The organism is Caballeronia sp. INML3B (genome assembly GCF_023631305.1).
Taxonomy (GTDB): Bacteria; Pseudomonadota; Gammaproteobacteria; order Burkholderiales; family Burkholderiaceae; genus Caballeronia; species Caballeronia turbans.
The window spans coordinates 38,891-60,096 of sequence record NZ_JALQDI010000033.1; the positions used below are offsets into that span (position 1 = coordinate 38,891).

The 21,206-nt window shown below is 64.3% G+C and carries 21 protein-coding genes; 10 read left to right on the forward strand and 11 right to left on the reverse strand.

Annotated elements, in window-relative coordinates:
• Positions 1 to 185: 185 nt before the first annotated feature.
• A complete protein-coding gene (locus tag NCS58_RS13810) occupies positions 186 to 884 on the forward strand; it encodes a FadR/GntR family transcriptional regulator (protein WP_250538604.1) in 699 nt (232 codons plus the stop codon).
• A gap of 537 nt (positions 885 to 1,421) precedes the next feature.
• Here the strand turns inward: NCS58_RS13810 and glmS are convergent.
• From glmS to NCS58_RS13835, 5 genes are all read right to left on the reverse strand, one after another.
• Positions 1,422 to 3,239 (reverse strand): glutamine--fructose-6-phosphate transaminase (isomerizing), encoded by a 1,818-nt coding sequence (gene glmS / locus NCS58_RS13815; protein WP_061120287.1) that lies wholly within the window; start codon positions 3,237 to 3,239, stop codon positions 1,422 to 1,424.
• 80 nt (positions 3,240 to 3,319) lie between these two features.
• Entirely contained in the window at positions 3,320 to 4,681 is a 1,362-nt protein-coding gene (glmU, locus tag NCS58_RS13820; RefSeq protein WP_061120286.1) for a bifunctional UDP-N-acetylglucosamine diphosphorylase/glucosamine-1-phosphate N-acetyltransferase GlmU, read from the reverse strand.
• Positions 4,682 to 4,779: 98 nt separating this feature from the next.
• Positions 4,780 to 5,739: a tRNA 2-thiocytidine(32) synthetase TtcA gene (gene ttcA / locus NCS58_RS13825; RefSeq protein WP_061120285.1), complete on the reverse strand. Its 960-nt coding sequence runs from the start codon at positions 5,737 to 5,739 to the stop codon at positions 4,780 to 4,782.
• Entirely contained in the window at positions 5,736 to 6,137 is a 402-nt protein-coding gene (locus NCS58_RS13830; protein ID WP_061120284.1) for a dihydroneopterin aldolase, read from the reverse strand. The genes ttcA and NCS58_RS13830 overlap by 4 nt, the downstream gene beginning before the upstream one ends.
• A 28-nt stretch (positions 6,138 to 6,165) precedes the next feature.
• Positions 6,166 to 7,008: an SDR family oxidoreductase gene (locus NCS58_RS13835; RefSeq protein ID WP_250538587.1), complete on the reverse strand. Its 843-nt coding sequence runs from the start codon at positions 7,006 to 7,008 to the stop codon at positions 6,166 to 6,168.
• A gap of 13 nt (positions 7,009 to 7,021) precedes the next feature.
• Between NCS58_RS13835 and NCS58_RS13840 the strand changes: the two genes are divergently transcribed.
• A complete protein-coding gene (locus NCS58_RS13840; RefSeq protein WP_250477187.1) occupies positions 7,022 to 8,227 on the forward strand; it encodes a class I SAM-dependent methyltransferase in 1,206 nt (401 codons plus the stop codon).
• A gap of 10 nt (positions 8,228 to 8,237) precedes the next feature.
• Positions 8,238 to 8,432, forward strand: a complete 195-nt coding sequence (locus NCS58_RS13845) for a DUF2905 domain-containing protein (RefSeq protein ID WP_061120281.1) — start codon at positions 8,238 to 8,240, stop codon at positions 8,430 to 8,432.
• Between the two features lie 36 nt (positions 8,433 to 8,468).
• Here NCS58_RS13845 and NCS58_RS13850 read toward each other — a convergent pair whose 3' ends face one another.
• The 4 genes from NCS58_RS13850 to NCS58_RS13865 form a co-directional block, all read right to left on the reverse strand.
• Entirely contained in the window at positions 8,469 to 9,704 is a 1,236-nt protein-coding gene (locus NCS58_RS13850; protein ID WP_061120280.1) for a multifunctional CCA addition/repair protein, read from the reverse strand.
• Positions 9,701 to 10,321, reverse strand: coding sequence for a glutathione S-transferase family protein (locus tag NCS58_RS13855; protein WP_061120279.1), 621 nt, complete (start codon positions 10,319 to 10,321; stop codon positions 9,701 to 9,703). Before NCS58_RS13855 ends, NCS58_RS13850 begins: the two co-directional genes overlap by 4 nt.
• A 20-nt stretch (positions 10,322 to 10,341) precedes the next feature.
• Positions 10,342 to 11,298, reverse strand: coding sequence for a complex I NDUFA9 subunit family protein (locus tag NCS58_RS13860; protein WP_250538588.1), 957 nt, complete (start codon positions 11,296 to 11,298; stop codon positions 10,342 to 10,344).
• A gap of 121 nt (positions 11,299 to 11,419) precedes the next feature.
• A complete protein-coding gene (locus NCS58_RS13865; protein WP_061120277.1) occupies positions 11,420 to 13,387 on the reverse strand; it encodes a lytic transglycosylase domain-containing protein in 1,968 nt (655 codons plus the stop codon).
• A gap of 19 nt (positions 13,388 to 13,406) precedes the next feature.
• Between NCS58_RS13865 and NCS58_RS13870 the strand changes: the two genes are divergently transcribed.
• Positions 13,407 to 14,036, forward strand: coding sequence for a 5-formyltetrahydrofolate cyclo-ligase (locus NCS58_RS13870; RefSeq protein WP_250538589.1), 630 nt, complete (start codon positions 13,407 to 13,409; stop codon positions 14,034 to 14,036).
• On the opposite strand, the gene NCS58_RS13875 is transcribed toward NCS58_RS13870, so the two are convergent.
• Positions 14,033 to 14,545, reverse strand: coding sequence for a winged helix DNA-binding protein (locus NCS58_RS13875; RefSeq protein ID WP_061120328.1), 513 nt, complete (start codon positions 14,543 to 14,545; stop codon positions 14,033 to 14,035). The two genes, NCS58_RS13870 and NCS58_RS13875, sit on opposite strands and share 4 nt — an antisense overlap.
• Positions 14,546 to 14,729: 184 nt before the next feature.
• Here NCS58_RS13875 and pxpB point away from each other — a divergent pair, with 184 nt between their 5' ends.
• From pxpB to NCS58_RS34175, 6 genes are all read left to right on the forward strand, one after another.
• Complete coding sequence (gene pxpB / locus NCS58_RS13880; protein WP_250538590.1) at positions 14,730 to 15,383, forward strand: 5-oxoprolinase subunit PxpB; 654 nt, start codon at positions 14,730 to 14,732, stop codon at positions 15,381 to 15,383.
• A complete protein-coding gene (locus tag NCS58_RS13885) occupies positions 15,380 to 16,420 on the forward strand; it encodes a biotin-dependent carboxyltransferase family protein (protein ID WP_061120274.1) in 1,041 nt (346 codons plus the stop codon). The genes pxpB and NCS58_RS13885 overlap by 4 nt, the downstream gene beginning before the upstream one ends.
• A 67-nt stretch (positions 16,421 to 16,487) precedes the next feature.
• Positions 16,488 to 17,237, forward strand: a complete 750-nt coding sequence (gene pxpA, locus NCS58_RS13890) for a 5-oxoprolinase subunit PxpA (RefSeq protein WP_061120273.1) — start codon at positions 16,488 to 16,490, stop codon at positions 17,235 to 17,237.
• 137 nt (positions 17,238 to 17,374) lie between these two features.
• The gene (locus NCS58_RS13895; protein ID WP_250538591.1) at positions 17,375 to 18,094 is read left to right on the forward strand and encodes a DUF969 domain-containing protein; all 720 of its coding nucleotides are present in this window, start codon (positions 17,375 to 17,377) and stop codon (positions 18,092 to 18,094) included.
• Positions 18,091 to 19,047: a DUF979 domain-containing protein gene (locus NCS58_RS13900; RefSeq protein ID WP_250538592.1), complete on the forward strand. Its 957-nt coding sequence runs from the start codon at positions 18,091 to 18,093 to the stop codon at positions 19,045 to 19,047. The genes NCS58_RS13895 and NCS58_RS13900 overlap by 4 nt, the downstream gene beginning before the upstream one ends.
• A gap of 398 nt (positions 19,048 to 19,445) precedes the next feature.
• Complete coding sequence (locus NCS58_RS34175; RefSeq protein WP_284502262.1) at positions 19,446 to 20,054, forward strand: hypothetical protein; 609 nt, start codon at positions 19,446 to 19,448, stop codon at positions 20,052 to 20,054.
• A gap of 21 nt (positions 20,055 to 20,075) precedes the next feature.
• On the opposite strand, the gene NCS58_RS13910 is transcribed toward NCS58_RS34175, so the two are convergent.
• Positions 20,076 to 21,176: a TraB/GumN family protein gene (locus NCS58_RS13910; RefSeq protein WP_061120269.1), complete on the reverse strand. Its 1,101-nt coding sequence runs from the start codon at positions 21,174 to 21,176 to the stop codon at positions 20,076 to 20,078.
• Positions 21,177 to 21,206 lie beyond the last annotated feature (30 nt).

The window sequence follows — 21,206 nt, forward strand, 5'->3', positions numbered from 1 at the left end:
CCGAGTCAATCGTCATCAACGGCCAAATTGACGAGAGCGCTCGGCGGCGGGAAGATGCGTTGTCGGACATCCACCCGCACGCCCCGCGCGGCGCTTCGTGCACTCCGCTTCCAAGCGACGCGAAGACGTCCGACAACGAGACACCATCGCCCTTAGAAAATTACAATCAATCAGCAACGAATACCATGGCCAGCCTCACCGAAAAAGTCGTCGCAAGCCTGTTCGAGGATATCGAACGCGGCGTCCTCCGTCCCGGCGACAAAATCCCGACCGAAGTCGCGCTGATGAAACAGCTGTCGGTGAGCCGATCGGTCGTGCGTGAAGCGGTATCGCGCTTGCAGGCGGCGAATGTGGTCGAAACGCGTCATGGCGTAGGCACGTTCATTCGGGCGCCCGAGGAACGCGAAGCGGTTCGTCTGGCCGATGCGGATTTGTCCAGCCTCCTCGACATCATGGCGATCATCGAATTTCGCATCGATCTGGAAGGCGCGGCCGCCGCGCTCGCCGCCGGCCGTCGCACGGAGGCGCATCTCAAGTTGATTGCCGCCGCGCTCAAACGCTTCGAGGAAGAACTGGCGAGCGGAAGTACGGATGTGCTGCAACACGACGTCGAGTTTCATTTGCAGATCGCGCGGGCGAGCGGCAACCGCTATTTCCATGACGTGCTGAGCCAGTTGGGACGCGCCGTCAGTCCGCGTACGAGACTCGGCAAAGCGGAGATCGCGGAGCTGGATCAGATCGAGCGTCTGCGCAACGTGCTCAGCGAGCACAAAGCGATCTATCAGGCGATCCTGCGTCAGGATCCCGACGATGCGCGCGCCGCGATGCGCATGCATTTGAGCAATAGCCGGGAGCGGTTGCGACAGGTGCATGGCGCGAGCTGAAGCTTCGTATCGCGTGCCGTGAACGCTCATGTTTTAAGCGATGCATCCTGGCTGCTTAAGTAAACAGAAGAGTTCGTATGTATACGTGGTAGTAGTTAACAAGCACCGCGCAATTCAGTGGATAACGTCTGGTGTGCGTTGTGCATCAGGCACTTACCGCGTAAACAACTTCGGGATATCGCGTCCGGTTTTCGCTTGAACCTGGAACAACTTTCGGGCCGTTGCGAGACGCATCGAGTTCTTCAGAAATCGCCAACAGTTAACTCGGTCAACTGCCAACAAGGTTGTCCACAGGTGGAGAAGGGCACGCTCGACCGCAGCCGGTCGCTTTTTCGCGAGATTGCAGGACGGTGCGCCTCTTGTGGCCTTCAGAGGCGGCCATTGAGCGATACACACGATCGCCCGTCGCGCGCAAAAAAAGGGGCGCTGGAAAAACTCCAGCGCCCCTTTGACATCGATAGCGCTTGCGCACTCGCAGATGGTTAGGCTCAGCGGCAGACAAGAGCCTTGTAGCCCAAATCGACGACTAAACCCCCATCACTCCACCGTAACAGACTTAGCCAGATTTCTCGGCTTATCGACATCCGTCCCACGCGCACACGCCGTGTGATACGCGAGCAGCTGCAAGGGCACGACGTGCAGAATCGGCGACAGCGCCCCATAGTGCTCCGGCATGCGGATCACATGGATACCGTCCTCGCTGACGATGCGCGTATCCGCATCCGCGAACACATAGAGCTCACCGCCACGCGCACGTACTTCCTGCATGTTCGACTTCAGCTTTTCGAGCAGCGCGTCGTTCGGTGCGACCGTCACCACCGGCATCGCTTCGGTCACGAGCGCGAGCGGCCCGTGCTTGAGTTCACCCGCCGGATACGCTTCCGCGTGGATGTACGAGATTTCCTTGAGCTTCAACGCGCCTTCGAGCGCGATCGGATAGTGCAGCCCGCGACCGAGGAACAGCGCGTTCTCCTTGCGCGCGAACTCTTCCGACCACGCGATGATCTGCGGTTCCAGCGCGAGCACGCTGTTCAACGCCGCCGGCAAATGCCGCAGTTGCGTGAAATACGCGGCTTCCTGCTTCGCATTCACGTGACCGCGCATCTTCGCGAGCGTCACCGCCAGCACGAACAAGCCGACGAGCTGCGTCGTGAAGGCCTTCGTCGATGCCACGCCGATTTCCGTGCCCGCGTGCGTCAGGAACGCGAACTCGGTCTGGCGCACCATCGCGCTCGTCGCGACGTTGCACACCGCGAGCGTGTGCTTGTGGCCGAGCGCCTGCGCATGCTTGAGCGCGGCGAGCGTATCGGCGGTTTCGCCCGATTGCGAGATCGTGACAACCAGCGCCTTCGGATTCGGCACCGACTCGCGATAGCGATATTCGCTCGCGATCTCGACCTGCGTCGGAATCTTCGCGATCGATTCGAGCCAGTACTTCGCCGTCAGCCCCGAGTAGTAGCTCGTCCCGCACGCGAGAATCAGCAGGCTGTCGACGCCCGCGAACGCGTCGCGCGCGCCTTCGCCGAACAGGCCCGGGTCGAACTGATCGGCTTGAGGGATCGTGTCGGTTATCGCGCGCGGCTGCTCGAAGATTTCCTTCTGCATGAAATGGCGATACGGCCCGAGCTCCACCGCGCCGCCGTATGCCGTGACCACACGCACTTCGCGCTCGGCGGGCAGCCCTTCGCGATCGACGATCTTCACGCCGTCGAGGCCGATTTCCACGACATCGCCTTCTTCCAGGAACGCGAAGCGGTCGGTGCTGCCGGCGAGCGCGAGCGCGTCCGACGCGAGGAAGTTCTCGCCCTCGCCCACGCCGACGACGAGCGGCGAACCCTGGCGCGCGCCCACGACCGTATGCGGCTGATTCCTGTGCATCACGGCGATCGCATACGCGCCGTGCAGTTGCTTCACCGCCTCGCGCACGGTCTGGAACAGGTCGCCGCGATACATGCTGTGGATCAGATGCGCGATGACTTCGGTATCGGTCTGCGAGACGAACTCGTAGCCCTTGCCCTTCAGCATCTCGCGCAGCGACTCGTAGTTCTCGATGATGCCGTTGTGCACGAGCGCGACGGTATCGCGCGAGAAGATCGGGTGCGCGTTGTCGGTGACGGGTGCGCCGTGCGTCGCCCAGCGCGTGTGGGCGATGCCGGTCATGCCGCCGAGATTCGAATCGCGCACTTGCGCATCGAGATCGGACACGCGCGCGACGCTGCGCGCGCGGCGCGGCTCGCCGTTGCTCAGAACGGCCACGCCGCACGAGTCGTAGCCGCGATACTCGAGCCGGCGCAGACCTTCGACCAGCACCGAGACAATGTTACGTTGCGCTACCGCGCCGACAATTCCGCACATGGACGTTCATCCTTTGAAACTTGCATTCGAAAGCGCGGTGCACGAAGCGCCGCGCGCGTTGGGCTGAGTCTTCGACAGCCTTACGACTTCTTCTTCACCGGGCGCTTGTAGCCCGTCTTGCTGACCTGCGTCTTCTCGTTGAGCACCAGCTCATCGACGCCGACATCCTTCCACACCGTCGTGCCCGCCGCGATAGTCACGCCGCGGCCCACGCGCACCGGCGCGACGAGTTGCGTATCCGAGCCGACGAACACGTCGTCCTCGATCACCGTGCGATGCTTGTTCGCACCGTCGTAGTTGCACGTGATCGTGCCCGCGCCGATATTCACGCGCGCCCCGATGTCCGAATCGCCGATATAGCTGAGATGGTTCGCCTTCGAGCCGTGGCCGAGCACCGCGTTCTTCACCTCGACGAAGTTGCCGACATGCGCTTCATCGGCGAGCTTCGCGCCCGGACGCAGCCGCGCATACGGCCCGAGCACGACGTTCGCGCCGGTCGTGCCGCCTTCGATATGCGTGTACGCATCGACGCGCGTACCCGCGCCGATCACGGCATCGCGGATCACGCAGTTCGGGCCGATCGTCACGTTGTCGGCGAGCGTCACGCGCCCTTCGAACACGCAATTCACGTCGATCGACACATCCGCGCCGCATTCGAGCGTGCCGCGCACGTCGATGCGCGCCGGGTCCATCAGCGTCACGCCCGCGTCGAGCAGCGCATGCGCCACGTTGCGCTGATGGATGCGCTCCAGTTCCGCGAGCTGAATCTTGCTGTTCACGCCGAGCGTTTCCCATTCGGCGTCCGGCTGCGCGGTGACGACTTCCACGCCCGCGTCGATGGCGCGCTCGACCACGTCCGTCAGATAGAACTCGCCCTGCGCATTGTTATTTTTCAGCGACGCGAGCCACGTTTCGAGCGTGCGCGTCGGCGTGATCACGATGCCCGTGTTAATTTCCGCGATGCGCCGCTCTTCCTCGCTCGCATCCTTCTGTTCGACGATCTTTTTCACTTTTCCGGCCGCGTCGCGCACGATGCGCCCGTAGCCGGCCGGATCGCTCACGCTCACCGTCAGGACGCCGTAGCGCTCGGCGCCCGCCGCATCGATCAGGCGCTTGAGCGTGCTTGCGCGCGTGAGGGGCACGTCGCCGTACAGCACGAGCGTCGGCACCGATGGATCGAGCAGCGGCAGCGCCTGCTGCACCGCGTGTCCCGTGCCGAGTTGCCGGTCCTGCAGCGCAAACTGGACGTCCGGCGCGCCGACGGCTTCGCGAACCTTGTCGGCGCCGTGCCCGACGACGACGACGAGACGTGTCGGCGACAACGTCCGGGCCGTATCGATGACGTGCGCGAGCAAAGGCTTGCCCGCCAATGAATGGAGTACTTTCGGCAGGGCGGAGCGCATGCGCTTGCCCATGCCGGCAGCCAGAATCACGATGTTCATCGCAGGAAGCCTTGCTGGGTATGACGAGCCGCCAATATATCACTCGGCTCTATGGGGCAATGCGGCGAATCCCACGCTGCGCCTTATCGGATAAAGGGTTACAGGTCGTCGAACTGCACAATTGAAACCGTGCCGGACGATCCTGACGGTTCGCTTGCACACGGTTCCTCGTCGAACGCGATATCGCCTTGGGGATCGGCCTCGCCCGTCGCGCGCAGTCCCGCGAACGGAAACAATTTGCTGTCCATCAGATGCGAAGGCACCACGTTCGACAGCGCGTTGAACATATTGTCCACGCGGCCCGGGAAGCGCTTGTCCCATTCGCGCACCAGCGCCTTCATTTCCGCGCGCTTCAGGTTCGGCTGGCTGCCGCACAGGTTGCACGGGATGATCGGGAATTCGCGCAGTTCGGCGTACTTCTCGAGGTCCACTTCCTTCACGTAGGCGAGCGGACGGATCACGACGTTCTTGCCGTCGTCGGATTGCAGCTTGGGCGGCATGCCTTTCAGCTTGCCGCCGTAGAACATGTTGAGCAGCAGCGTCTGCAGGATGTCGTCGCGATGATGACCGAGCGCGATCTTGGTCGCGCCGAGCTCGCCCGCCACGCGATACAGAATGCCGCGACGCAGGCGTGAGCAGAGCGAGCACGTGGTCTTGCCTTCCGGCACGAGACGCTTGACGATGCTGTACGTGTCCTGATTTTCGATGTGAAACGGAATTTCGAGCTTGCTCAGATATTCCGGCAGCACGTGCTCAGGAAAGCCCGGCTGCTTCTGATCGAGATTGACGGCGACGATCTCGAAGTTGATCGGCGCGCGCTCGCGCAGGCGCATCAGGACGTCGAGCATCGCGTAACTGTCCTTGCCTCCGGACAGGCACACCATCACCTTGTCGCCTTCCTCGATCATGTTGAAGTCGCCGATCGCCTCACCGACCTGACGCGCGATGCGCTTGAACAATTTGTTGTTCTCGTACGCTTCCTTCTGCTGGCGCTTGGTCAGCGCCTCGCGCGTGGGCTTTTGCGCCTCTGCGGCTTCGATCGTGTCACGCGCGTTCATGCTCGTTCCTCTTTGATGCGAAAGACTTCGACGCCCACCGCGTCGCAGTCGGGATAGACGTCGGGCTTTTCCGTCGATACGGCCACTGCGCGCACGTGCGGATGCGCGAGCAAGGCGGCGGCGACATCGTCGCACAGTGTTTCCTGCAAGTGGATGTGGCCCTGCTTCACGCGCGCGGCGATGGTCGAGCGCATGAAGTCGTAATCGACGACTTCGGACAATTTGTCCGCGACGGGCGTCGACAGCGTAAGCGGCACGTACAGCTCGACGTTGATCACGACACGTTGCTCGCCGCGCTTCTCGAAGTCATGCACACCGATGTTGATGCGCACTTCGTAGTTGCGCAGAAAAAGCCGCCGGCAATCGGTCAGCCGGGGATGCGAAAGTGCGGCAAGCATGTGAGTTCCAATATTCAATAAGCGCGTTTCAAGGCGTGCGCGGGCCGATCATGTACATCACGTCGCGCGGGCTCGGCACGAGATGCTGGCCGCCATCGACGACGAGCGTCGTGCCGGTCACGCCGTGCGCGTTCGCGAGATAGCACGCGGCCTGCGCCACGTCTTCGACCGTCGATGCGCGGTTCAGCGGCGTCACGCGATGCGCCGTCTCGAACGACGCGGGCGTCTGCCCGGTGGAAATCAGCGTCAGGCCCGGCGCGAGGCCGACGACGCGCAGCTTCGGCCCGAGCGCCTGTGCGAGCGCGACGGTGGCGTTTTCGAGCGCCGCCTTCGTCAGCGTGTACGACAGGTAATCCGGATTCATGTTGTACAGCTTCTGGTCCAGCACGTTGATGACGACGCCGCGCCTTGCATCGTCATCCGCGGCTTCGGCTGGCGTTATTTCGTGCAGCATGCGCGCGAGCGTCAGCGGCGCGGCGACATTGATGGCGGTCATCGCGAGCAATTTCGCGTAGCCGAAATCGATGGCCGTATCTTCGTCGAAGCGCGACGCGCAGTTCACGACGCAATTCAGCCCGCCGAACGCCTCGACGCACGCGGGCACGAGTTGCGCGACCTCGGCCTCGACGCCGAGATCCGCCTTCAGCGCGACCGCGCGCCGCCCAAGCGCCTCGATATCCGCGACGGTTTCCCGCGCTTCATGCTCCGAACTGCCGTAATGCACGGCCACATTCCAGCCTTGCCGCGCGAATTCCAGCGCGACACCGCGCCCGATGCGTTTTGCCGCGCCGGTTACGAGCACGACGCGGCAACGTGAAACCGGACCGGAAGACGGTGAGTTAGCGGAAGAAAAAGGCGTGGAAGCGCTCATTTACAATACTGGGATGAATCCGAATGCCAGACAAACCGATAGTTTACCTGCTCCGGGCGCCGACGCGCTCGCGCAGTCCGAAGCACTGACAGATCTGCTGCGCGAACGCATCGCCGCGGCGGGCGGCTGGCTGCCTTTCGACCGATACATGGACCTCGCGCTGTACGCGCCCGGTCTCGGCTATTACAGCGGCGGGGCGATGAAATTCGGCCGCCGCGCGGAAGACGGCAGCGATTTCGTCACGGCGCCGGAACTGTCCCCGCTTTTTGCGACGACGCTCGCGCGGCCGGTCGCGCAGGCGTTGCAGCAGACCGGCACGCGGCAATTGATGGAATTCGGCGCGGGCACCGGCAAGCTCGCGGCGGGTTTGCTGAGCGCGCTCGCCGATCTCGACGTGTCGTTCGACAGTTACGCGATCGTCGATCTGTCGGGCGAGTTGCGCGAGCGCCAGCGCGAGACCGTCGAAAAGCAGGCGCCTGCGCTCGCCGCGAAGGTGAAATGGCTCGACGCGCTGCCCGACCGGTTCGAAGGCGTCGTGATCGGCAATGAGGTGCTCGACGCGATGCCGGTGCGCCTCGTGGTGCGCAAGCTCGGTGCGTGGCACGAGCGCGGCGTCGTCGTGCTGAACGATCGCCTGGCCTTCGACGACAGGCCGATCACGCCGGATGCGCAGGTCGAGCTGATCGATGCCGCGATCGACGATGCCAACGACGAGCCTTTCACCGAGTACGTCACCGAAACGCACGAAGCCGCGCTAGCGTTCACGAAGACCGTCTGCACGATGCTCACGCGCGGCGCGGCGTTCTTCATCGACTATGGATTTCCGCGGCGCGAGTTCTACCACGCGCAGCGCGCGACGGGCACGCTGATGTGCCATTACCGGCATCGGGCGCACGCGGACCCGTTTCTGTATCCCGGTTTGCAGGACATCACCGCGCACGTCGAATTTACGGGCATTGCGGAGGCCGGCGTCGAGACGGGCGCCGATCTGCTCGGCTTCACGTCGCAGGCGCGTTTCCTGATGAACGCCGGCATCACCGATGTGCTCGCGGATCTCGATCCCGCCGATGCGAAGCGCTTTCTCCCCGCTGCGAATGCGGTGCAAAAGCTGCTGTCGGAAGCGGAAATGGGCGAGCTTTTCAAGGTGATCGCGTTTTCGCGCGGGATTCCCGGCACGCTCGACGCCTTCGCGACGGGCGATCGTTCTCACACGCTATGAGTGCGCGATCATGATCCGCTGGCTGCTCACGACTTTCATCGCGCTTGCGATTCTCTCGGGCTCGCTGCCGTGGCTGAAGAAGATCGGCATCGGGAGGTTGCCGGGAGATTTCACGTTGCGGATTTTCGGACGCGAGTATTCGTTTCCGTTTATGTCGACTTTGTTGTTGTCGATTTTGTTGTCGTTGATTGCGCGGGCGATTTGAGGTTTTTGCCGGATCCCGATCCGGCAAAAACAAATGCTACCCGCCCAAAACCCCCTTCACGGCCGCGACCCGCGCATCATGCACGGCATCCTTGATCCTGGAAGGCTCAGCAGCGTACTGCTCGGCCACTGCGCCAGCATCGACCGCCCGCGCCGCGACCAGCGCCTCCCGCAGCCGCTCCGCCTGCGGATAAGCCTGCTGCTCCAGCCCGAGCCTGCCACGCGCATCGGCAAGACACGCCTGTAACGCTTCAGCAAACCGCGCCGGCTTGCGCAACGCATCCGAGCGTTCGAACAGCCTGACGAGCGCCGCCGCGCCCATCTCCATCACGCGATGGATATTGCCGTGCTCACGCGCGACGAGCACCGCCAGATCGCGGCATTCGTTCGGCACGCGCAAGCGCTCGCAAAGCGGCCGCAGCAGATCGACGCTGCGTCCTTCATGGCCGATGTGACGCGGCAAGATGTGCTCCGGCGTCGTCGCCTTGCCGAGATCATGCGTGAGCGCGGCGAAGCGCACCGGCAATGCGAATCCCTGCGACGCGGCGTAGTCGAGCACCATCATCACGTGCACGCCCGTGTCCACTTCCGGGTGATAATCCGCGCGCTGCGGCACGCCCCACAAGGCATCGACTTCGGGAAGAATCCGCGCGAGCGCGCCGCAACCGCGCAGCACCTCGAACATGCGCGACGGCTTCTTTTCCATCAGCCCGCGCGACACTTCCTGCCACACGCGTTCGGGCACGAGCGCGTCCACTTCGCCCGCCGCGACCATTTTCTTCATCAGTTCGGCCGTTTCGGGCGCAACGTCGAAATCCGCGAAACGCGCCGCGAAGCGCGCAAGCCGCAGAATGCGCACCGGATCTTCGATGAACGCGTCGCCCACATGCCTGAACAGCTTGCTCCGCAGATCGGCCGCGCCGCCGAACGGATCGATGACCGGCCCGGTCAGCTCGCCCGCCGGCGTCACCTCGCGCGCCATCGCGTTGATCGTGAGATCGCGCCGCGCGAGGTCTTCCTCGAGCGTCACATCGGGCGAATAGTAAAACTGGAAGCCGTGATAGCCCGCCGCCGTTTTGCGCTCGGTGCGCGCGAGCGCGTATTCCTCGTGCGTCTCGGGATGCAGAAACACCGGAAAGTCCTTCCCGACCGGCCGATACCCTTGCGCCACCATCTGCTCAGGCGTCGCACCCACGACGACATAATCGCGATCCACCACCGGCACGCCCAGCAGTTCGTCGCGGATCGCGCCGCCCACTGCGTAGATGTTCATCGCGCTTCCTCGCGCGCGCCTTCGATCCACGCCGCGACCGCCGGCAGCGCGGTAATGCGCTTCGCATAGTCGAGCGATGTCGCGTTCAGTTCAGGCGCGTAGGTGTTGAAGCGCATGACGACCGGCGCGAACATCGCGTCCGCGATGCCGAACTCGCCGAACAGAAACGGCCCGCCCGACCTGGCGAGACACTCCGCCCAGATCGCCTCGATGCGCGCGATGTTCGCGAGCGCGCCCGGCGTCGCGCCCGTGCCCGGTGCGCGCGTCGTGATTTCCATCGGCATGTTCTGGCGCAGGTCCGCGAAACCCGCGTGCATCTCCGCGCTGATGCTGCGCGCGCGGGCGCGAGCGGCGGCGTCGCGCGGCCACATTGCGTGCTCGGGGTGCATCTCGGCAATCGTTTCGACGATTGCGAGCGATTCCCACACAGGATCGCCCGCATCGGTGACGAGGCACGGCACCTTGCCGGACGGCGAGACCTCGAGAATCTTCGCCTTCGTGTCGGGCCGGCCGAGACGGATCAGCGTTTCGTCGAACGGGATGCCGAAATGTTTGAGCAGCACCCACGGCCGCATCGACCAGGATGAGTTGAACTTGTCACCGATAACGAGTTTCATGCGATCACAAAAAAAGAGTTTTAACGATGCGCGGTCGCGCGGAAAGCGTTGAAGCGCGAGCGCGACGAGTTGCCGGTCAGATACAGCGGCGCGATGGTCTCGATGCTCGCCGGCTCGTCGATGCCCAGTTCCGGCGCGAGTGGCCCGCTCGCGATGTTCGGCGTCTTCATGGAATCGAGATTGTCACGCGAGATGATGGGCTGGCCGGGCGCCAGTTCCATGGTCATCGCCTGCAGCCGGCCGAGGCTCTCCGGCAGCTTGATGATGCGCGAATGCTTGCCGATGGTCGCCCCCGCGAAGCGCACGAGTTCCGCCAGCGTGTAGACGGCCGGACCCGCGAGTTCGTAGACGTGGCCGTTGGCGGCGTCGAGATCGAGCACGTTGACCATCGCCTTCGCCACGTCGCCGACGAATACCGGCTGGAACTGCGCATCGGCGCATGCGAGCGGGATCACCGGGAACATGCGCTCCAGGAAGGCGAACTGATTGAGCAGATTGTCTTCGGGGCCGAACACGACGGAACTGCGGAAAATGGTCCAGTCGAGTCCCGATTCACGAATGATCTTTTCGCCATCGCCCTTCGAGCGCAGGTACATGCTCGGGCCTTGGGAGTCGGCGCCAAGCGCGCTCATGTGCAGCAGACGCCGCACGCCCTTCGCCTCGCACGCGGCGGCGATCTTGCGCGGCAGTTCGACGTGCGCCTTCGCGAACTCGGGCCCATACGGGTCGTCGCGATGCCCCTGGAGAATGCCGACGAGATTGATCACCGCATCGCTCTGATCGACGAACGCGGCGAGTTGCACGGGATCGTGCACGTCGGTTTCGATGACGTCGACGGGCAACAGCGTGAGATGCGCGGCGTGGACGCGCCGCCGCGTCGCGATGCGCACGGTCTTGCCGAGATCGACGAGCGCATTGACGAGATGACTGCCGATGAAACCTGAACCGCCGATCAGCGCTACATGTTGGTGTCGCATGGTTCACCTCTTGGATCGCGGCCTGACGAATGCGGCTTCAGTTCAGAACGGCGGGCCGAAAATGAAAACGCCCGCGCGTCCTGTGTTCGACGCGCGGGCGTGAGATTTCGCTTCGGGACGGTCAGGGTGCGATGTAGCCCAGACGCGCCTTCAACGACTGCGGACGGCCTTCGAACAGTGCCGCATAGTAGACGGTGTTCGACAGCACGTTCTTCACGTAATCGCGAGTCTCGGTGAACGGGATCGTTTCAGCAAAAACCGCGCCCTCCACGGGGGCGCGCAAGCCTTGACGCCACTGGCTCGGGCGGCCCGGCCCGGCGTTGTAGCCCGCCGTGGCGAGTACGGCCGAGTTATCGAATTGATTGTAGATCATCGACAGGTAATTCGTGCCGAGCAGGATGTTCGTGTTGATGTCGTTCATCTGCGCGCGCGATACCGGACCGAGACCGATCTTCTTCGCAACGAGTTGCGCCGTGCCGGGCATCAACTGCATGAGGCCGCCCGCGCCGACTTCCGAGCGCGCGTTGATGATGAAGCGCGACTCCTGGCGGATGAGACCATACGCCCATTCGATGTCGAGGCCGGTGTTCTGCGCGTCGCGTTCGACGATGTCGCGGAACGGCGATAGATAGCGCAGCGTGAAATCGTGTTCGGCTTTCGTTTTGTCCGCAGTGTTGACGGTCCGGTCGAACAGCTCGATGCGCTTCGCGTACTGCGCGGCCGCGATCAGTTGCCGGTCCGTCATGGTGCGCAGCGGCCAATTCCATTCGCGGTTGCCTTCGAGACGCATGTTCAGCGCGTAGAAACGCTGCGACAGCGCGAAGCCCGGCACCGATTGCATCTGCGCAATCTCAGCGTCCGAAACCGTGGTCCGCGGCGGCACGTTGATCTTCTGACCGAGTTCTTCGAGCGCGAGCTGGCCGTAGAAGTTGTACTGATCCGCGATGGTCTGGAATTCCTGATTCGCCGTGGCCGTGTCGCCGGCCTGCTTCACGGCGCGTGCGTGCCAGTAGACCCACGCGGGCTGCGCGCGCAAGGTCGGCGGCATCTGCTCGATAGACCAGCGCACCATGTTCCAGTCGCCCGCGAGCAGCGCACTGCGCGTGCGCCATTCGTACGCCGGATTCGACAATTGCGCGTTCGCCGACAGCCGATACCAGTCGGCCGCCGCAGGCATGCGCTTGAGTGCCGCCTGATAGCCGATGGTGCCCCAGCCGACCGCGCGTTCAGCGGGCGTGAGACTCGGCGCGACGGAGGTGAAGGTAGCCGCGGCCATGGCCGGATCGTTGCGGGCCATGCGCGTGATCGCGAGCAGCGTCAGCTGATGCGCCGGCGAATTGGGCATCACGCCGCGCGCGAGATAGAGCGGTGGCTTGTTGACGGCGTCGTCGAGCAGCGAATCCTTCGGCTTCTGCTGGCCGAGCGCCTCGACGATGCTCGAGCCGGTGGACGTGTAGTTCTGTTCGTAGGCGACACGGATCTGCTGCCAGATGTCGTCGCTCGTGAACTGGCCCGACTCCGCGAGCGCACCGATCAGATCGACGCAGCCGTCGCCGTACCATTTCGGCTCGACGAGCAGCGCGCGCGCCGCATCCGCGACGTTTTCGCCGCGCGACTGGCGCGCTTCGAGCGCGTAGCACTTGACCTGCGTGTCGTCATTGAGAACGAAACGGGAATACTGCTGCTCGAAGTTTTTCCAGTCGTGACGGCTGCCGAGCACGACGAGATAGTCGTTGCGCATGCGGTCGGCGATCGCCTGACCGTCGTAGCGCTGCAGGAACGAGAGCACCGGCGCGTCGGGCGCATCGATGCGCGCGTGGCCTTGCGAATCGAAGAGCTGCGGCTTGATCGTGAAGTATTCGATATAGCTCGGCGCCGGATAGTCCGGAATCTGCGCGGCGAGCGTGGCGGCCTTGGCGGCATCGTTCGCGCGCGCGGCATCGCGCAACTGCAGGAAGATGCGATCGTCCGACGTGGGCGAAAGATCGGCATCGGGACGGACGGCGCGAGCCGAACCGCAGGCGACGAGCGTCGCTGCGGCAAGGGCTGCGCCGGCCGCGAGATATACTCGGTTGAGGCGTTTTGACATCTTTATTTCTGGAGCGCGAATGGTCTTGAACCGGGTCCTGAGATCGGAGGAAAGCATAGCACGCAACGTTTGCGATCAACCCAAGAGCGAGCCTAAAACCGCATTGCGCGCAACCCTTCTCGCGACCCGCGAGGCGCAAAGCGAGCAGCCCGTCCAGGCCGCGAAGAACGAGGCGCTCGCGAGCCGCGTCGAAGACGTGCTCGCGCGGCACGCGGCGCGATGCGTCGGCTTCTATTGGCCGGTCGCGGGGGAGTTCGACGCACGCGCTACGCTCACGCGCTGGCTCGCCGCAGACGAGACGCGCAGCGCCGCGCTGCCGGTGGTCGTCAAGCCGCACGCCCCGATGGTCTTCCACGCGTGGCGCGCGCATGCGCCGATGAAGGAAGGCCGCTACCGGATTCCGGTGCCCGCTGAAGAAAAGGTCGTGGTTCCGGAGCTGCTGCTGATTCCATGCGTCGGTTTCGATAAGGATCGATACCGGCTGGGTTATGGCGGCGGCTATTACGACCGCACGCTCGCCGCGTGGCCGAATGGAGAGCGGCCGGTGATGATCGGCATCGCGTACGAATCGGGCAAGTGCGGCAGGCTGCCGCGCGAGGCGCACGACATGCCGCTCGATGCGATCGTTACGGAATCGGCGATCTATTAGAGCGATGCCGCCGCGCGCGCGGCGGTATCGTAGAGGCCGGATGCATTGCGCAACAATTGCGCGGCTTCGCCGATCTGCTCGTTGGTGAGGCCGCTTTCGCGCAGCGTCTCGATGAGGCACGCCTCACGCACTTCGCGATACTTGCCGCACAGCGCGCGTCCCGCCGGCGTCGCGGAAAAGAACACTTCCTTGCCGGATTTCTCGCTCTGCACGTAACCGCGGGCGACGAGTTTCTTCAGTGCATACGTGGCAACGTGCGTGTCCTCGATGTTCAGCACGAAGCAGATGTCGGCGAGCTTCTTCTTGCGGTCGCGATGGCTCACGTGATGCAGCAGCGACACTTCCACGGCCGTCATGTCCTTCGCGCCCGCCGCGGACATGCAGCGCACCATCCAGCGATTGAACGCGTTGCCCGCCATGATGAGGCCGTACTCGAATTCCGACAGTTCCGCGCTGGCTTCGGAGACGAGATGCTCGGACGAGACGATCTTGGTGGGATGACGCGGCATGGCGATGACCGATTTGCAGTGCGTTGGAGTGTAGCGCAACGTCATTTTTACGAGCGACGCGCGCGCCTTCGCGAAAACCTGTATTGATAATTTCTTGATAATTTATTGACAATGTAACATTCTGCGACGACGCGAAGCGCATCGACCAGACCGGTTTCGCGTCCCGCAAAGGCAAATTTGAGGCATGACAAGACCACGTATTCACCCGCTGGGCGACGCCGCGCTCGTGTGCGAAGCCGCGCCGCCCGCCACGCTCGACTGCCAGCGCCGCATCTGGGCGCTGGCGGAGCGCGCGCGCCTCATGCCGCACGTCGTCGAAGTGGTGCCGGGCATGAACAATCTGACGATCGTGTTCGACCCGCTCGAGGCGGACTACGAAGCGCTCGCGGCTCAACTGGAAAGTGGCTGGGACGCCGCCGAGGCGGCCGACATGGACAGCGCTGAAATCGAGATTCCGGTGCGCTACGGCGGCGCCGACGGCCCGGATCTCGCCGCGCTCGCCGAGCATACGGGCCTCTCGGTCGATGAAGTGGTGAAGCGTCATACGCAAGCCGAGTACATCGTGTTCTTTCTCGGGTTCCAGCCGGGCTTCGCCTATCTCGGCGGGCTCGATCCCGCACTCGCGATGCCGCGCCGTGCCGAGCCGCGCCTCGAAGTGCCGGCGGGATCGGTCGGGATCGGCGGAGTGCAGACGGGCATCTATCCGGCGGCATCGCCGGGCGGCTGGCAATTGCTCGGACGCACCGAACTGAAGCTCTTCGATCCCGCCAGAAACCCGCCGACGCTGATGCAGCCCGGCGACCGCGTGCGCTTCACGGCACTGGAGGTGCGCGCATGATCGACGTGATTCGGGCAGGCGTGCTCACTTCCGTGCAGGACCTCGGGCGACGCGGCTACCGGCATCTCGGCGTGAGTTCCGGTGGCGCGCTCGATGCGCTCTCGCTGGAAATCGGCAATCGGATCGTCGGGAACAGGCCGGATGCGGCGGGCATCGAGGTGACTTTCGGTCCGACCGTGCTGCGCTTCAAGCACGCGACGCGCGTCGCCATCACCGGAACCGATTTCGGCGCGACGCTGGACGACGAGCCGGTCTATTCGTGGTGGAGCCTGCCGGTGCGCGCGGGCCAGGAACTGACGCTGCGCGCGGCGAAGCGCGGCATGCGCTGTTATGTGTCGATCGCGGGCGGCATCGACGTCCTGCCGATGCTCGGCTCGCGTTCGACGGATCTCGGCGCGTGCTTCGGCGGACTCGGCGGGCGGGCGCTGCGCGACGGCGACCGTTTGCCGGTTGGCGTGCCGCAGCCGCACAAGGGCATCGCGTTTTCGCCGGACGAACCCCCGTTCGGTGTGAAGGCGCCGGCATGGTGCAAGTTCGTGCTCGTCGACGAACCCGTGCGGCGCGGGCGCCATTCGCCGGGACTCGCGTGGGCGGCGCCGATCCGCGTGCTGCGTGGCCCGGAATACGACAGCTTCAGCGACGCGGCGCAAAAGAGCGTCTGGAACGAGGAATGGACGATCACGCCGAACAGCAACCGCATGGGCTTTCGCCTCGCCGGCACGCCGCTCGAGCGGCGCGAGAAGATCGAACTGCTGTCGCACGCGGTCTTGCCCGGCACGATCCAGGTGCCGCCGAACGGCCAGCCGATCATCTTGATGGGCGACGCGCAGACCACGGGCGGCTATCCGAAAATCGGAGCCGTGATCCGCGCGGATCTGTGGAAGCTCGCGCAAGTGAGGCTGAACGGCGGCGTGCGCTTCATCGAGACGTCGGTGGAAGAGGCGCGCCGCGCGCTCGCCGACGAGCGGCAATACGTGAGCCAGGTGGAAACGGCCATCGCGATGCACGAGGAGCGCATCGCGCGCGCGGGCTCCTGAATCGAAAGCCGCGCGTGAGACGCGGCGCATCACCTTCAACATTCAACGGAACGACTGCACAAACATCATGGAAATCGATCTCAATGCCGATCTCGGCGAAGGTTGCGGCTCCGACGAAGCGCTGCTCGATCTCGTGAGTTCCGCGAACATCGCGTGCGGATGGCACGCGGGCGGCGCCACCGCGATGCGCGATTGCGTGCGCTGGGCCGTCGAAAAGGGCGTGGCCATAGGCGCGCACCCGAGCTTCAACGATCCCGAGAACTTCGGCCGCAAGGAAATGGACCTGCCGCCCGAGGAAATCTACGCGGGCGTGCTGTATCAGCTCGGCGCGCTCTCGGCGATCGCCCAGGCGGAAGGCGGGCGCATCGCGCACGTGAAGCCGCACGGCGCGCTCTATAACCAGGCGGCGAAAAGCACGGAAATCGCCGATGCGATCGTCTCGGCCGTGCATGACTTCGATCCGTCGCTGCTCGTGTTCGGGCTCGCCAACAGCGGGCTCGTCGAAGCGGCGCGGCGAGCGGGGCTGATCGCGATCGAGGAAGTGTTCGCGGATCGCGGCTATCGCGCGGATGGCTCGCTCGTGCCGCGCAAGGAGCCGGGCGCGCTGCTCGACGACGAAAACCTCGTGCTCGACCGGACGCTGGCGATGGTGCGCGAGCAGCGCGTGCGGGCCGTGTCCGGCGAATGGGTGCCGCTCAATGCGCAGACGATCTGCCTGCACGGCGACGGCGCGCACGCACTGGAGTTCGCGCGGCGCATTCGCGGCGCGCTGGCCGATGCGGGCATCGAAGTGCGTGCCGCGCACGCCGACGCGTAGAACGCTTTTCGTAAAAAATTGAACGCCCCGTCGAACCGGGGCGTTTTAGCGAGCGGCCATCGAAGGTAAAAGAGCCGCATGTCGTCGAGCCACGCGCCCGGGTACGAGGCGTGACGTCTATATCGTTTGGAGAACTCATGGCAACCCCAGTCAATCTATGGCCGCTCATCGGCGTGGCCGTCATCATCGCGGGCTTCGTGCTTCGCTTCAATCCAATGCTGATCGTCGCGGCCGCCGCGATCATCACCGGCTTCGCGGCGCACTTTCCTGTCGAGCGCATTCTGACCACGATCGGCAGCGGCTTTCTGAAGACCCGCAACATTCCGCTCATCATTCTGCTGCCGCTCGCGGTGATCGGCCTGCTCGAACGGCACGGCCTGCGCGAGCGCGCCCAGATGTGGATTTCCAGCATCAAGGCGGCGACGGCCGGCCGTCTGCTGATCGTGTATCTGTTCGTCCGTGAGATCACGGCGGCGGTCGGCCTGACGGGGCTCGGCGGCCACCCCCAGATGGTGCGCCCGCTGCTCGCGCCGATGGCAGAAGGCGCCACCGAAGCACGCTACGGCAAGCTCTCCGACGCGACGCGTCACACGCTGCGCGCCTACTCGGCGGCCACCGACAACGTCGGCCTGTTCTTCGGCGAGGACATCTTCGTCGCGTTCGGCGCGATCGTGCTGATGGTCACGTTCCTGAAGGAAGCGGGCATCGTCGTGGAACCGATGCATGTCGCCGTGTGGGGCATTCCCACGGCGATCTGCGCGTTTCTGATCCACGGCTTCCGGCTGTGGCTGCTCGACCGCAGGCTCGCCCGCGAACTCGATGCGCTCACGCGCAATGCCGCCGGAGAGAAAGCATGACGCTCACGATCAACTATCTCTTCTATCTCGTCGGCATCGTGCTCGTGGTCGTCGCGGGCATGATCCTCACGGACAAGTCGCATCCCCGGCGACTGACCGCGGGCGGGTTCTGGCTGATCTACGCGCTGATTTTTCTCGTCGGCGACTGGATTCCGGTGACGGTGGTCGGCGTGCTCGTCGTGGCGATGGCTCTGATCGCGGGTCTCGGCGGCGTCACGGGCGCAAAACCCAGGATGCTTTCCGAGGAAACGCGCCGCCAGAGCGCCGTGCGGCTCGGCAACAAGCTCTTCGTGCCCGCGCTGACGATTCCGGTGGTCACCGTGATCCTCACGCTCGGCGCGAAACATCTCGTGTTCGGCGGCGTGCCGCTGATCGAGCTGAAGAACGTGACGCTGATCGGCTTCGGCGTCGGGTGCGTGATCGCTCTCGCCATCGCGTGCGTGATGACGCGCGACACCGTCGGCCAGTCGATGCGTGAGACGCGCCGCCTCATCGACGCGCTTTCGTGGGCCGCCGTGCTGCCGCAGATGCTCGGCATGCTCGGCCTCGTGTTCTCGGATGCGGGCGTCGGCAAGGCGGTCGCGCATGTGACGACCGCTTACGTCAACATGGATTACCGGCTCGTCGCGGTGGCGGTGTATGTCGTCGGCATGGCGCTCTTCACGATGGTCATGGGCAACGGCTTCGCCGCCTTCCCGGTGATGACGGGCGGCGTCGGCGTGCCGATTCTCGTCGGCGTGTTCCACGGCAATCCCGCGACGATGGCCGCGATCGGCATGTTCTCCGGCTACTGCGGCACGCTGATGACGCCGATGGCCGCGAACTTCAACATCGTGCCCGCGGCTTTGCTCGAACTCCCCGACAAGAACGCGGTGATCAAGGTGCAGGTGCCGACCGCGCTCACGCTCTTGATCGTCAATATCTTCCTGCTGAACTGGCTGATGTTCATTTGAACGACAGCGGCTTTTCGCCTGCGCGCGCGTGACCGGGAATGGAGCCCGGTCCGCGTACGCGACGGCATCCCTCACCGCCCGCGTCATCCCCTCGCGGCGCCCATCTCTTCGCGGTCTTGGCCATACGTCGGCCAAGCACTGATTCATGCCTTGCGGCACCCATCTCTTCGTTGTCGTGGCCCTGCGTCCGCGCAGTGCTGCAATTGGCAATTCAGACCAGGCCTATATCTGACTGAAGGACGTTAACGGAGACTCTCGCGGCCTCGTGTGCTTAGGATAAATTCCAAGCGCGACATCTCCGTCGATCGTGCCGTCAGCACGCCGCGGCGCTCAGATCGCGCATTTTTCCAAGCCGACAGAGGACAGCGGTTCGCTATCTGCGCCTCGTCGCGTGAGCGATGGCGAACCGGTTTTCCGTCATCGATTCCGTCGTCATGCGCTTGCCGAGTTACTCCCATCTGCTGGCTTTGCCCGCAGGCCCCGACTTGCTGCTTCGCCTGTGCGAAACGTTCGTCGTTGCAAGCAGCGCGCTCGCGGCTCAACGGATCTATGGCACGGCCGCCGGCTACGACAACGCCGTGGTCGCGCTCACCAGCATCTTCGCGTGGGTCGCGTTATCCGGCTTCTACGTGAAGAGCCCGACGCGCAAACCGTCGTTGCCATGCGCGGTTCTTTTGCCTGCGCTTGGATGGATGCTCTGCGAGGTCTGCGCGGTGTGCCTGATCCGGTGGATGCACCCCATGTATGCGCCATCGGGCGCGTGGCTCGCCTGCCTCGGTATCTCGACCAGCGCGGGCGTCGTGCTCTGCCGCGCGATCGACCGGATCGCGGGCGCGCGCCGGGCGCATCGCGTGTCGGTAGCCGTGGTCGGACGCGGCGCGCGTTGCGCGACGCTTGAATGGCTGTTCCGCGTGATTCAGGAGCCGAGACGCATGTGGAAACGCTACCTCGTGACCAATGCAAAGTTCGCTGTCATGCTTGCGAAGGCATATCTGGCGCGTACATAGGGAAACGGATGACCGAACTCCTCACCCCCCCACCACCACAAACCCCCTCTTCCTTAACAACTCCAACACCCCCCTCGGCCCGCCGAGATGCAACGCCCCGATCGCCACAAAAACGGGCCTATCCGGCCCCGCCAGCCCGACCATCCTCGCGACAAACCGCCGGTTCCGCTCATACACCACGCGATTATCGACCTGCGCCGCCAGCGCCGCGTTCCTCGCCAGCTTGCTCGACTTCGCGTCATCCCACGCTTTCAAGGCGTCCGCATCGCCGATGCGCCATAGCCGGTGCAGTTCCTTCACATCCGCGACATTCTCCGCGGGCGTCTGCACCAGATCCTGCGCGAGCATCTCGCGCTGCTGCGCCGACGTGAGACGCGTGAACGTCGAGATCTGCTCATTCAGCGTCTCGAGCCCGACGATCTTCCCGCGCGCACGCAAATACACATTCTGCAACTGCGCCTCGGTGCCGTACTCGCTCTGAAACCCCGCCTTCAACGTATCGTAGGTTTCGATCAGCATCGACGCGAGCCACGGACGGGTGTGCCGCAACTCCTTCAGCGCCTCCGGATTGCCGCGCATGCGCGTTTCGACCTTCTTCCACATCGAGTCCGGCAGGTAATCGATCAGGCACTCGCTGCGGCACATGCCGTAGCGGTTCACGTCGTCCTGAGACAGCAGCAGTTCATCGGGGGAAATTTCTAGCGCCAGCGTGGGCGATGCATCGAGCGCCGCGAGTATCGATTTGCGAAACGGCTGCCCGGGCGGATAGTCGCTCGCGAAACCTACATGGAGCGTGCCGAGCACATAGATGGTCGTCGTGCCCTTGGTCGCGACGTAAAAGGGCATTCGCGGCGGTTGCGCGCGCACCGGGCCACTCGCGGTCGTGCCGTCCGAGCGATCCGCGCGCGGCGGCGGCAGAGGCGGGGCGGGATTGGACGGCGCGGCGGCGGAGCCGGCATCGCCCGCGGCCTGCGGCGTGCGCGATCCCACCACGGCAAAACCCGATGACGAGACCGAAACGCCAGCCGTAAACAGCACGAACGACAGCACGATGGCTGTCGTTTTGGCGAACGCCGCGCACGGAAGGCGCGGCTTGTCGTATGAATCCGGCACGACCCACATCTTAAAACATTCGCGTGTCGCGCCGAACAC